The following is a 12,110-nucleotide window of genomic DNA, read 5'->3' on the forward strand; positions in this document are numbered from 1 at the left end:
GTCGCGGCGCCCTGCTCCACCGTCTTCTGCGGCGGCAGGGTGAGTTCGCCCGAGGCGATGAACGCGGCGACCTGCTGCATGTCCATGTGCCGACCGGGCCCTCGGTCACTGGGCGGCCAAGCCGCCGTTTCGCTCGTTCGGCTCCAGGTCGAACTCGCCGTCCCGGGCGCCCAGCACGAAGGCCCGCCACTCCGCCTCCGTGTACCGCAGCACGGTCTCCGGATCGAGCGACGACCGCATGGCCACCGCACCCTCGGGCAGATACGCGATCTCGACCCGCTCCTCGTCCTGCTCGGTGCCGGGCGCGCAGTGCCACTCGACGCCCGAGATGTCGAGCGCGTAGAGCTCGTCCCGTTCCCGCTCCTTGCGCGCCTTCATCTCCTCAGCCGTCTCGCTCATCCCGCGGCGACCCCTTCCCGACGACGTACGTACCCTGTGACGGTCACACTACTGGCGGTCGCCCTGTCTTCGGCCGTATCGCCCGGTCCGAGACCGTCCCGGACATTCCTGTACTCCGGCACTGGTACCCTGGTCGACGGCCGTTTGTGTACGCACCCCCGGAGTCCCCCGTGGACCCCTGAGGCCGCGCCCAGCGGATCCCCGCCTCCCGAGTAACGGAAGCTCCCCCGAGATAAAGACCGGGGGCACTCGGTGGCCACTCAAGGACTACGAGGAGTACGCGTGTCGCTCGACGCCGCTACGAAGAAGCAGATCATCACCGAGTTCGGTACCAAGGAGGGCGACACCGGCTCCCCCGAGGTCCAGGTCGCCATGCTGTCGCGTCGGATCTCCGACCTGACGGAGCACCTCAAGGTCCACAAGCACGACCACCACTCCCGTCGTGGTCTGCTGATCCTGGTCGGTCAGCGCCGCCGCCTCCTGCAGTACCTGGCGAAGAAGGACATCCAGCGCTTCCGTGCGCTGGTCGACCGCCTGGGCATCCGCCGCGGTGCGGCGGGCGCCAAGTAAGACGCCGTGAAGGGAGCGGTTCCCGGAGACACCCGGGGCCGCTCCCTTTGCCGTACATGCGGAAACGTGCGGAGTGTCACTCACGCTTTGTAGTGTGGTAGCACAACGCAATACGCACGACACAGAACGACGTACGACACAGAGCAACGCCGTACGACCCAGAACGAGGAGAAGCGCACCTAAGCCGCCGCCGGTCCTCGGTAGTGGCCCCCGGGGGAAGCGAGCCCCGGGTGCTTCGATCGAAGACCGGCCCGCACCTCACGGCGCGCTTCTCCGTAACCGTCCCCCTGCCACACGGGCCGCGCGGGACGAAAGACGACAAGTAACGGAGAAAACGCTAGTGGAGAACGAGACCCACTACGCCGAGGCCGTCATTGACAACGGCTCCTTCGGCACCCGCACCATCCGCTTCGAGACGGGCCGCCTGGCCAAGCAGGCCGCCGGCTCCGCCGTGGCGTACCTGGACGACGACACCATGGTGCTGTCGGCCACCACCGCCTCCAAGAACCCCAAGGACCAGCTCGACTTCTTCCCCCTCACGGTGGACGTCGAGGAGCGGATGTACGCCGCCGGCAAGATCCCCGGCAGCTTCTTCCGCCGTGAGGGCCGGCCGTCCGAGGACGCCATCCTCACCTGCCGCCTGATCGACCGCCCGCTGCGCCCGTCCTTCAAGAAGGGCCTGCGCAACGAGATCCAGGTCGTCGCCACCATCATGGCGCTCAACCCCGACCACCTGTACGACGTCGTCGCGATCAACGCCGCGTCCGCGTCCACCCAGCTGGCCGGTCTGCCCTTCTCCGGCCCGATCGGCGGCGTCCGCGTCGCGCTGATCAACGGCCAGTGGGTCGCGTTCCCGACGCACACCGAGCTCGAGGACGCCGTCTTCGACATGGTGGTCGCCGGTCGCGTCCTGGAGGACGGCGACGTCGCGATCATGATGGTCGAGGCCGAGGCCACCGAGAAGACCATCCAGCTGGTCCAGGGCGGCGCCGAGGCGCCGACCGAGGAGGTCGTCGCCTCCGGTCTGGACGCCGCGAAGCCCTTCATCAGGGTGCTCTGCAAGGCCCAGGCCGACCTCGCCGCGAAGGCCGCCAAGCCCACCGGCGAGTTCCCGATCTTCCTCGACTACCAGGACGACATCCTGGAGGCGCTCTCCGCCGCCGTCCGCCCGGAGCTCGCCGCCGCGCTGACCATCGCGGCCAAGCAGGAGCGCGAGGCCGAGCTGGACCGCGTCAAGGGTCTGGCCGCCGAGAAGCTGCTCCCGGAGTTCGAGGGCCGCGAGAAGGAGATCTCCGCCGCGTACCGCTCGCTGACCAAGCAGCTGGTCCGTGAGCGCGTGATCAAGGAGAAGAAGCGCATCGACGGCCGCGGTGTCACCGACATCCGCACCCTGGCCGCCGAGGTCGAGGCCATCCCGCGGGTGCACGGTTCCGCCGTGTTCGAGCGTGGCGAGACCCAGATCCTGGGCGTCACCACCCTCAACATGCTCCGGATGGAGCAGCAGCTGGACACCCTTTCCCCGGTGACCCGCAAGCGCTACATGCACAACTACAACTTCCCGCCGTACTCCACCGGCGAGACCGGCCGCGTCGGCTCCCCGAAGCGCCGCGAGATCGGCCACGGCGCCCTCGCCGAGCGCGCCCTCGTGCCGGTCCTGCCGACCCGCGAGGAGTTCCCCTACGCGATCCGCCAGGTGTCCGAGGCGCTCAGCTCGAACGGCTCGACTTCCATGGGCTCGGTCTGCGCCTCCACCATGTCGCTGCTGAACGCCGGTGTGCCCCTGAAGGCCCCGGTCGCCGGTATCGCCATGGGCCTGATCTCCCAGGAGATCGACGGCGAGACGCACTACGTCAGCCTCACCGACATCCTCGGTGCCGAGGACGCCTTCGGCGACATGGACTTCAAGGTCGCCGGCACCAAGGAGTTCGTGACCGCCCTCCAGCTCGACACCAAGCTGGACGGCATCCCGGCCTCCGTCCTGGCCGCCGCCCTCAAGCAGGCCCGGGACGCCCGCCTCCACATCCTCGACGTGATGATGGAAGCGATCGACAAGCCGGACGAGATGTCCCCGAACGCCCCGCGGATCATCACCGTCAAGATCCCCGTGGACAAGATCGGCGAGGTCATCGGCCCCAAGGGCAAGATGATCAACCAGATCCAGGAGGACACCGGCGCCGAGATCACCATCGAGGACGACGGCACGATCTACATCGGCGCCTCCGACGGCCCGGCCGCCGAGGCCGCCCGCGCCACCATCAACGGCATCGCCAACCCGACGATGCCCGAGGTCGGCGAGCGCTACCTGGGCACGGTCGTGAAGACGACCACCTTCGGTGCGTTCGTCTCCCTGCTGCCCGGCAAGGACGGTCTGCTGCACATCTCGCAGATCCGCAAGCTGGCCGGCGGCAAGCGCGTGGAGAACGTCGAGGACGTCCTCGGCGTGGGCCAGAAGGTCCAGGTCGAGATCGCCGAGATCGACTCCCGCGGCAAGCTCTCCCTCATCCCCGTGATCGAGGGCGAGGAAGAGGCTTCCTCCGAGGACGCAAAGGACGACACCGACAAGTGACGTCGAGCAGCTCCACGACGACGGCCCGCACCTCTTCGGAGGCGCGGGCCGTCGCCCGTACCCAAACCCTGATCAAGGGCGAGAACGGCATCGGTACGGTCCGCAAGACCACCCTCCCCGGCGGCCTGCGCATCGTCACCGAGACCCTGCCCTCGGTGCGCTCCGCGACCTTCGGCATCTGGGCCCACGTCGGCTCCCGCGACGAGACCCCGGCCCTGAACGGCGCCACGCACTACCTGGAGCACCTGCTCTTCAAGGGCACCACGCGGCGCTCCGCCCTGGACATCTCCTCCGCCATCGACGCGGTCGGCGGCGAGATGAACGCGTTCACGGCGAAGGAGTACACGTGCTACTACGCGCGCGTGCTCGACACCGACCTGCCGCTCGCCATCGACGTCGTCTGCGACATGTTGACCGGCTCGCTGATCCTCGAGGACGACGTCAACGTCGAGCGGGGCGCGATCCTCGAAGAGATCGCCATGACCGAGGACGACCCGGGCGACTGCGTGCACGACCTGTTCGCGCACACCATGTTCGGCGACAACGCCCTCGGCCGCCCGGTCCTCGGCACGGTCGACACGGTCAACGCCCTCACCGCCGACCGCATCCGCCGCTTCTACAAGAAGCACTACGACCCCACCCACCTGGTGGTCGCGGCGGCCGGCAACATCGACCACAACAAGGTCGTACGACAGGTCCGCGCGGCCTTCGAGAAGGCCGGCGCCTTCCGGACCGCCGAGGCGGCCCCCATCGGCCCGCGCGCGGGCAGCCGCACCATCCGCACCTCCGGCCGCGTCGAACTCCTCGGCCGCAAGACCGAACAGGCGCATGTCGTCCTCGGCATGCCCGGTCTGGCCCGCACCGACGACCGCCGCTGGGCGCTCGGCGTGCTCAACACCGCCCTCGGCGGAGGCATGTCCTCCCGGCTCTTCCAGGAGGTCCGCGAGAAGCGCGGCCTGGCCTACAGCGTGTACTCGTACACCTCGGGCTTCGCCGACTGCGGCCTGTTCGGTGTGTACGCCGGCTGCCGGCCCTCGCAGGTCCACGACGTCCTCAAGATCTGCCGGGACGAACTGGACCAGGTCGCCGAGCACGGCCTGCCGGACGAGGAGATCGGCCGCGCCATCGGCCAGCTCCAGGGCTCCACGGTGCTCGGCCTGGAGGACACCGGCGCGCTGATGAACCGTATCGGCAAGAGCGAGCTGTGCTGGGGCGAGCAGATGTCCGTCGACGACATGCTGGCCCGGATAGCCGCGGTGACCCCGGACGAGGTCCGCTCGGTCGCCCGCGACATCCTGGGACAGCGCCCGTCGCTGTCGGTCATCGGCCCGCTCAAGGACAAACAGGCCGCACGCCTGCACGACGCCGTCGCCTGACACACCACCGGTAAGGAACGAAGAAGATGAGCAAGCTGCGCGTGGCGGTCCTGGGCGCCCGGGGCCGTATCGGTTCCGAGGCGGTCAAGGCGGTCGAGACCGCCGAGGACATGGAGCTGGTCGCCGCCCTCGGCCGGGGCGACAAGCTGGAGGCGCTGGCCGAGTCAGGCGCCCAGGTCGCGGTCGAACTGACCACACCCGCCTCGGTGATGGGCAACCTCGACTTCTGCGTGCGCCACGGCATCCACGCCGTCGTCGGCACCACCGGCTGGACCGACGAGCGCCTCGCGCAGCTGACGGGCTGGCTGGACCAGTCCCCGGAGACCGGCGTGCTCATCGCCCCGAACTTCTCCATCGGCGCCGTGCTGACGATGAAGTTCGCGCAGATCGCCGCGCCCTACTTCGAATCGGTGGAGGTCGTCGAACTCCACCACCCGAACAAGGCCGACGCCCCCTCCGGCACCGCCACCCGCACCGCCCAGCTCATCGCCGAGGCCCGCCGCGCGGCCGGCACCGCCCCGGCCCCGGACGCCACGGTGACGGCGCTGGACGGCGCGCGCGGCGCCGACGTCGACGGGATCCCCGTGCACGCCGTCCGCCTGCGCGGTCTCCTGGCCCACCAGGAGGTCCTGCTCGGCGGCGAGGGCGAGACCCTCACCATCCGCCACGACTCCCTCCACCACAGCAGCTTCATGCCGGGCATCCTGCTCGGCGCCCGCCGCGTGGTCACCACTCCGGGCCTGACCTTCGGCCTGGAGAACTTCCTGGACCTGGGCTGATACGAGACCTCTGACATGCGCGCGAAGCTCTCCTACGCCCTCACGGCCGCCGTCCTGGTCTTCTACTTCGTCCTGGTCGGCAGCCGGGGCGTGATGCTCATCCAGACCGGCACGGTCCTCACCGTCACCTTCGGGGTGGCGGTGCTGATCCTGCCGGTCATCGGCGTGTGGTTCCTGTGGAAGAACACCCAGTTCGTCCGCCGGGCCAACGCCCTCGCCGCGGAACTCGACGCCGAGGGCGGCCTGCCCGTGGACGAACTGAAGCGGACCCCCGGCGGCCGCATCGACCGGGACTCCGCCGACGAGGTCTTCGCCAAGCGCAAGGCCGAGACCGAGGCCGCCCCCGACGACTGGCGCAGCTGGTTCCGGCTCGCCGTCGCCTACCACGACGCCCGGGACACCCCGCGCGCCCGCAAGGCGATGCAGCGCGCCATCGCCCTGCACGACGGCAGGCCGCTGGAGGCCTGAGCCCCACCCCGCATACGCGACAGGGGCCGGTCCGCGTGATGCGGACCGGCCCCTGTCGCGTATGCCACCGGAGGGCGCTCAGCCGCGCCCGTACTCCGCCGCCCACGCCTCCACCGCGTCCGCGGCCCGGTCGAAGGCCGACGCCCGGCCCAGGAAGTCCATCCCGTGCGTGGTCAGCAACGGCTCCGTGCCGTCCGGCGACCTGTCCTTGGCTACGAGCGTCAGCGCCTGACCCTGCACCGTGCGCGGCAGCCCCAGCCAGCGGACCGGCTGCTGCGCCGTGCGCACCGAGACGACCCGCTTCCAGGGCACCGTGCGCGTGTACAGCAGACCGACCTGGCGCACACCACGCGCGCTCACCCACACGCCCATGCGCAGTATCCGCAGGGCGCCGACGATGATCAGCAGGGCGATGCCGAGGACGGCCCCGGCGGAGGAGAGCGAGCCGGTCAGGGCCAGCGCGACCGCCGCGAACAGCACGAACGAGGCGAGCAGCAGCCACAGGGCGGCCCCGCCCACACGCCACGGGCCGGGCCGGTAGGGGCGCCGCCAGCGGTCCCGGTCGTCGTGGGGCAGGGCGCTGTCGAGTGCCGCGTCATCGGAGCGGTCGGCCATCAGGAAGGGCAGGGGCACGGCTGGTCCTCACTCAATCCATGCATGGGCTGTGCCCGGTGAGGCTATCCGCCCGTGTCCCCGCTCACCACTCACGGGGGGCCGGAAGAGTCAGTGCCCCTGAGAGGCCTGCGACTGCTGGGTGCCGGTGCCGGACGGCGTGGACAGCGCCGGCATGCCCAGGACCAGTGAGCCCACTATGCCGGCGACGAGGGTCAGTCCGAGCAGCCAGCGCCCGGCTATCTGGCTCACGGACGACCGCTGACGGGGCGGGGGAGCGACATTGCTGCGGAACTCGTCGGCTTCGGCGAGGAAGGCGAACGGGACGGGCTGGCGCCTGGCGGCACCTCCCAGCGGTAGCTGGGGGAGGAACATCGGGGGCGTCTCCTCTCTGGAAGTGCGCGAAGGGATCGAACGAATCGCTCTCACCCACACAGACGAGCGAACGCAGCGATAGGTGCCCGGTTGCCCCGAATTCACAGAACTTCACCGAAGTTGGCCAAAGATGTCGCGCCCCGGTACCGAACGCCCTGATGTCGGTGCCGGGCCGTAGAGTGGGCGCCGCCCGAGAGAAGTGATGGAAGGACCCTCCGAGCCGTGACCGACACCCCCGCCGACGACCTCAAGCCAAGCTTCCGGAGCGATGTCACCGTCGAGCTGGTCAAGCACAGCGCGGCCGACTCCGACGTGCTGTGGGCCGCCCGGGTCTCCACCGCCGGAGAGCAGTCCCTGGACGAGCTGAAGAAGGACCCGGAGCGCTCCAAGGGCCTGATCAACTACCTGATGCGGGACCGGCACGGCAGCCCCTTCGAGCACAACTCGATGACGTTCTTCATCAGCGCCCCGATCTTCGTCTTCCGCGAGTTCATGCGGCACCGGGTGGGGTGGTGCATCGCCGGGGACACGGAGATCACGCTGGAGAGCGAGGCCGGGCACCTGCGCCGACGCACCATCGCCGAGCTGTACAAGCTCTGGCACCTGGGCGTTGAGGACCGCCTGCCGCATTCGGCCGGTGGTGTCACCTGGCACAGCCGGGCAGGCAAGTGGATGGCGCAGGTGAGGCGCGGAGACACCAACCACTATCTCGGGCTATACGAGAACCGCGAGGCGGCCGAGTCCGCCGTCGCCGAATTCCGGGAGCTGCACCCCAGCACCCGCATCCGCAAGCTCGAATCGGTGCGCCGCAACCACGTGCGCTGCTACGACGAGGAAACCCTCCTCGCTCAGCGGGCGAGGATCGTCGACGTGATCGAGTCGGGCGCCAAGGCGCTTGTCAAGATCACTACCGCCTCCGGCAAGACGCTCCGCTGTACCGTCGACCACGCCTTGTTCACCCCCGAGGGCTGGTGCAAGGCGGGAGAGCTGTCCGTCGGGGACGCCGTACTCGTCTCCGGCACCGCGCCGCGCCCGTCGGAGGCCCTGGTCCCGCCGAGCCTGCGTCGCGGCATCGGCGTGTGGACCTCCATGCAGCGCGAGAGGCTCATCAAGGAGTTCGACACCTGCCATCTGTGCGGCGAGGGCTTCCCGCGGGAGCAGCTCGCCCTCGACCACGTCGTCCCGGTGGCGGGTGACCTGCTCCAGGCCCTCGACGACAAGAACCTCGCTCCCGCCTGCGAGCCGTGCCACGCGGTGAAGAGCGCGGGAGAGCAGGCGCTGGCCCGGCGCGGCGGAAAGGTCGCCAAGGCGGTGCCGGACCGGATCGTCTCGATCGAGACCGACGGCGAGGAGATGACGTACGACCTCTCCGTGGAAGGCCCGTGGCACAACTTCCTCGCGAACGGTTTCGTCGTCCACAACTCGTACAACGAGGAGTCAGGGCGCTACCGGGAGCTGCAGCCGGTCTTCTACCTCCCTGGCGAGGACCGCAAGCTGGTCCAGCAGGGCCGTCCCGGCAAGTACGAGTTCGTGGCGGGCACCGAGGCTCAGCAGGAGCTCGTGGACCGGTCGATGCAGGAGTCGTACATCCAGGCGTACCAGGCCTACCAGGAGATGCTCGCCGCCGGTGTCGCGCGTGAGGTGGCCCGGGCGGTGCTGCCCGTCGGGCTCTTCTCCTCGATGTACGCCACCTGTAACGCCCGCTCGCTGATGCACTTCCTCGGCCTGCGTACCCAGCACGAGCTGGCCAAGGTGCCGTCCTTCCCGCAGCGGGAGATCGAGATGGTCGGCGAGAAGATGGAGGCGGAGTGGGCCAGGCTCATGCCGCTCACCCACGCCGCCTTCAACGCCAACGGGCGTGTCGCGCCGTAACCAGGCCGTTGTGCCGCCCGGCGTCTCGTGCGTCTTGTCGTGCTCGGCACAGATGTACGGATCAGCCGGGCGAGGTGTCCGTATTGCGGCATTTAGCGAAGTTCATCTAGCCTGATCAAACGGACCCGGCACTGCTTGAACCCCCGAGCAGGCAGTGCCGGGCTCCGCATTTGTCCGGACTTTCCCCGCACCCCAAGGGCAGACCGCGCCGTGAGCACCGAGTAGCGTGTAACCCATGGCTCCGACCTCCACTCCGCAGACCCCCTTCGGGCGGGTCCTCACCGCCATGGTCACGCCCTTCACGGCGGACGGCGCACTCGACCTCGAGGGCGCGCAGCGGCTCGCTACCCACCTGGTGGACGCAGGCAACGACGGCCTGATCATCAACGGCACCACCGGTGAGTCGCCCACCACCAGCGACGCGGAGAAATCGGACCTGGTACGAGCCGTACTGGAGGCGGTCGGCGACCGCGCCCACATCGTGGTGGGCGTCGGCACCAACGACACCCACCACAGCGTCGAACTGGCCCGTCAGGCCGAGCGGGACGGCGCACACGGCCTGCTGGTCGTCACGCCGTACTACAACAAGCCTCCTCAGGAGGGCCTGTACCGGCACTTCACGACCATCGCCGACGCCACCGGGCTGCCCGTCATCCTCTACGACATCCCCGGCCGCAGTGGCGTCCCGATCAGCACCGAGACGTTCGTCCGCCTCGCCGAGCACCCGAGGATCGTCGCCAACAAGGACGCCAAGGGCGACCTCGGCCGCGCGAGCTGGGCCATCGCCCAGTCCGGCCTGGCCTGGTACTCCGGCGACGACATGCTCAACCTGCCGCTGCTCTCCGTGGGCGCCGTCGGCTTCGTCTCCGTCGTCGGCCACGTGGTCACCCCGGACCTCAGGGCCCTCGTCGACGCCTTCACCTCCGGTGACATACAGAAGGCCGCGGAGATCCACCAGAAGCTGCTCCCGGTCTACACCGGCATGTTCCGCACCCAGGGCGTCATGACGACCAAGGCCGCGCTGACCCTCCAGGGGCTGCCCGCCGGGCCGCTGCGTGCCCCCATGGTCGAATGTTCGGCCGAGGAGATCGCCCAGCTCAAGATCGATCTTGCTGCCGGCGGGGTACAGCTCTGACAACAGACTTCACGCGGACGTCCGCGTAGCAAGGCTCAACAACTGAATAAAGCGGGACACCGGTGCCCGCATCCCACAACGACAACTGCTTATGCACGAACGTCATCCACGCCACGTGCCCGACCGGTACGTGGCGTGGGTGGTGAGGAGAGTCTTTTGAGTCATCCGCATCCTGAACTCGGCCCGCCGCCCCAGCTCCCCGAAGGCGCCCTGCGCGTCACCCCGCTCGGCGGGCTCGGCGAGATCGGCCGAAACATGACCGTCTTCGAGTACGGCGGCCGTCTGCTGATCGTCGACTGCGGGGTGCTCTTCCCCGAGGAGGAGCAGCCCGGAATCGACCTGATCCTGCCGGACTTCACGTCCGTCCGGGACCGTCTCGACGACATCGAGGGCATCGTCCTCACCCACGGCCACGAAGACCACATCGGCGGCGTCCCCTTCCTGCTCCGCGAGAAGCCGGACATCCCGCTCATCGGCTCCAAGCTGACCCTCGCCCTCATCGAGGCGAAGCTCCAGGAGCACCGCATCCGCCCGTACACCCTGGAAGTGGCGGAGGGGCAGCGCGAGCGCATCGGCCCCTTCGACTGCGAGTTCGTCGCCGTCAACCACTCCATCCCGGACGCCCTCGCCGTGGCCATCCGCACCCCGGCCGGCATGGTGGTGCACACCGGCGACTTCAAGATGGACCAGCTCCCGCTGGACAACCGTCTGACGGATCTGCACGCCTTCGCACGGCTGAGTGAGGAAGGTATCGACCTTCTTCTGGCCGACTCGACGAACGCCGAGGTCCCGGGCTTCGTCCCGCCCGAGCGGGACATCTCGAACGTCCTGCGTCAGGTCTTCGCCGGAGCGCGTAAGCGGATCATCGTGGCGAGCTTCGCCAGCCACGTCCACCGCATCCAGCAGATTCTGGACGCGGCCCACGAGTACGGCCGCCGGGTCGCCTTCGTCGGCCGTTCCATGGTCCGCAACATGGGCATCGCCCGGGACCTGGGCTACCTCAAGGTCCCGCCGGGCCTCGTCGTCGACGTCAAGACGCTCGACGACCTCCCGGACAGCCAGGTGGTCCTGGTCTGCACGGGCTCCCAGGGCGAACCGATGGCCGCCCTGTCCCGGATGGCCAACCGCGACCACCAGATCCGTATCGTCGACGGCGACACGGTCATCCTGGCCTCGTCCCTGATCCCCGGAAACGAGAACGCGGTCTACCGCGTCATCAACGGCCTGACCCGCTGGGGTGCCGACGTCATCCACAAGGGCAACGCCAAGGTGCATGTCTCCGGGCATGCCTCCGCCGGTGAACTGCTGTACTTCTACAACATCTGCCGGCCGAAGAACCTGATGCCGGTGCACGGCGAATGGCGCCATCTGCGCGCCAACGCCGAACTCGGCGCCCTGACGGGCATCCCGCACGACCGCATCGTCATCGCCGAGGACGGCGTGGTCGTCGACCTGGTCGAGGGCAAGGCCAAGATCTCCGGCAAGGTCCAGGCGGGCTATGTGTACGTCGACGGTCTCTCCGTCGGCGATGTCGGCGAGCCGGCCCTGAAGGACCGCAAGATCCTCGGCGACGAGGGCATCATCTCGGTCTTCGTCGTGGTCGACTCCTCCACCGGCAAGATCACGGGCGGTCCGCACATCCAGGCCCGCGGCTCCGGCATCGACGACTCGGCGTTCGGGGCGGTCGTCCCGAAGATCTCGGAGGTCCTGGAACGCTCGGCCCAGGACGGGGTCGTGGAGCCCCACCAGCTGCAGCAACTCATCCGCCGGACCCTCGGCAAGTGGGTCTCGGACACGTATCGCCGCAGGCCGATGATCCTCCCGGTCGTCGTGGAGGTCTGACCCGCGGACGGGGCCGCCAACGGCCTCTCGTACGCGGGAACATGGAGCGGGGGGGGGGGGGGTGGGGGGTGGGGTGGAACTGGCCGTGGCCTCCGGTGCCGTCGCCGGCCCGGAAC

10 protein-coding genes and 3 pseudogenes are annotated in these 12,110 nt (G+C 69.2%); 10 read left to right on the top strand and 3 right to left on the bottom strand.

Annotated elements, in window-relative coordinates; genetic code table 11:
- Positions 1 to 105: 105 nt before the first annotated feature.
- Complete coding sequence (locus AB0N16_RS41225; protein WP_365805973.1) at positions 106 to 399, bottom strand: DUF397 domain-containing protein; 294 nt, start codon at positions 397 to 399, stop codon at positions 106 to 108.
- 282 nt (positions 400 to 681) lie between these two features.
- Here AB0N16_RS41225 and rpsO point away from each other — a divergent pair, with 282 nt between their 5' ends.
- The 5 genes from rpsO to AB0N16_RS41250 all read left to right on the top strand — a co-directional run bounded on the left by rpsO (position 682) and on the right by AB0N16_RS41250 (position 6,158).
- Complete coding sequence (rpsO, locus tag AB0N16_RS41230; protein ID WP_089098391.1) at positions 682 to 969, top strand: 30S ribosomal protein S15; 288 nt, start codon at positions 682 to 684, stop codon at positions 967 to 969.
- 340 nt (positions 970 to 1,309) lie between these two features.
- Positions 1,310 to 3,535 carry a polyribonucleotide nucleotidyltransferase gene (locus AB0N16_RS41235; RefSeq protein ID WP_365805974.1) on the top strand — a complete coding sequence of 742 codons (2,226 nt, stop codon included), beginning with the start codon at positions 1,310 to 1,312 and terminating at the stop codon, positions 3,533 to 3,535.
- Positions 3,532 to 4,911 carry a pitrilysin family protein gene (locus AB0N16_RS41240; RefSeq protein WP_365805975.1) on the top strand — a complete coding sequence of 460 codons (1,380 nt, stop codon included), beginning with the start codon at positions 3,532 to 3,534 and terminating at the stop codon, positions 4,909 to 4,911. Before AB0N16_RS41235 ends, AB0N16_RS41240 begins: the two co-directional genes overlap by 4 nt.
- Before the next feature lie 26 nt (positions 4,912 to 4,937).
- Positions 4,938 to 5,690 (top strand): 4-hydroxy-tetrahydrodipicolinate reductase, encoded by a 753-nt coding sequence (gene dapB, locus AB0N16_RS41245; RefSeq protein WP_365805976.1) that lies wholly within the window; start codon positions 4,938 to 4,940, stop codon positions 5,688 to 5,690.
- Positions 5,691 to 5,705: 15 nt separating this feature from the next.
- Positions 5,706 to 6,158, top strand: coding sequence for a hypothetical protein (locus AB0N16_RS41250; protein WP_365805977.1), 453 nt, complete (start codon positions 5,706 to 5,708; stop codon positions 6,156 to 6,158).
- 78 nt (positions 6,159 to 6,236) lie between these two features.
- On the opposite strand, the gene AB0N16_RS41255 is transcribed toward AB0N16_RS41250, so the two are convergent.
- Together AB0N16_RS41255 and AB0N16_RS41260 are read right to left on the bottom strand one after the other, a co-directional pair.
- Entirely contained in the window at positions 6,237 to 6,791 is a 555-nt protein-coding gene (locus tag AB0N16_RS41255; protein WP_365805978.1) for a hypothetical protein, read from the bottom strand.
- A 90-nt stretch (positions 6,792 to 6,881) separates the two neighbouring features.
- Entirely contained in the window at positions 6,882 to 7,145 is a 264-nt protein-coding gene (locus AB0N16_RS41260; protein ID WP_365805979.1) for a hypothetical protein, read from the bottom strand.
- A gap of 222 nt (positions 7,146 to 7,367) precedes the next feature.
- Here AB0N16_RS41260 and AB0N16_RS41265 point away from each other — a divergent pair.
- The 5 genes and pseudogenes from AB0N16_RS41265 to AB0N16_RS41285 all read left to right on the top strand — a co-directional run.
- A pseudogene (locus AB0N16_RS41265) lies at positions 7,368 to 7,658 on the top strand (FAD-dependent thymidylate synthase); the annotation flags it as partial.
- A gap of 159 nt (positions 7,659 to 7,817) precedes the next feature.
- Positions 7,818 to 8,564, top strand: a pseudogene (locus AB0N16_RS41270) (HNH endonuclease); the annotation flags it as partial.
- Positions 8,565 to 8,567: 3 nt separating this feature from the next.
- Positions 8,568 to 9,017: pseudogene (gene thyX / locus AB0N16_RS41275) on the top strand (FAD-dependent thymidylate synthase); the annotation flags it as partial.
- 235 nt (positions 9,018 to 9,252) lie between these two features.
- Entirely contained in the window at positions 9,253 to 10,152 is a 900-nt protein-coding gene (gene dapA / locus AB0N16_RS41280) for a 4-hydroxy-tetrahydrodipicolinate synthase (protein WP_365805980.1), read from the top strand.
- A 156-nt stretch (positions 10,153 to 10,308) separates the two neighbouring features.
- A complete protein-coding gene (locus AB0N16_RS41285; protein WP_365805981.1) occupies positions 10,309 to 11,994 on the top strand; it encodes a ribonuclease J in 1,686 nt (561 codons plus the stop codon).
- Positions 11,995 to 12,110 lie beyond the last annotated feature (116 nt).

The sequence above is a fragment of the Streptomyces sp. NPDC051105 genome (genome assembly GCF_040682795.1).
GTDB lineage: Bacteria > Actinomycetota > Actinomycetes > Streptomycetales > Streptomycetaceae > Streptomyces.

What these genes read in the sequence shown, in the direction of transcription:
- AB0N16_RS41225 (WP_365805973.1), bottom strand. Translation starts at nt 399, where the DNA reads ATGAGCGAGACGGCTGAGGAGATGAAGGCGCGCAAGGAGCGGGAACGG.
- dapB (WP_365805976.1), top strand. Translation starts at nt 4,938, where the DNA reads ATGAGCAAGCTGCGCGTGGCGGTCCTGGGCGCCCGGGGCCGTATCGGT.
- AB0N16_RS41250 (WP_365805977.1), top strand. Translation starts at nt 5,706, where the DNA reads ATGCGCGCGAAGCTCTCCTACGCCCTCACGGCCGCCGTCCTGGTCTTC.
- AB0N16_RS41260 (WP_365805979.1), bottom strand. Translation starts at nt 7,145, where the DNA reads ATGTTCCTCCCCCAGCTACCGCTGGGAGGTGCCGCCAGGCGCCAGCCC.
- dapA (WP_365805980.1), top strand. Translation starts at nt 9,253, where the DNA reads ATGGCTCCGACCTCCACTCCGCAGACCCCCTTCGGGCGGGTCCTCACC.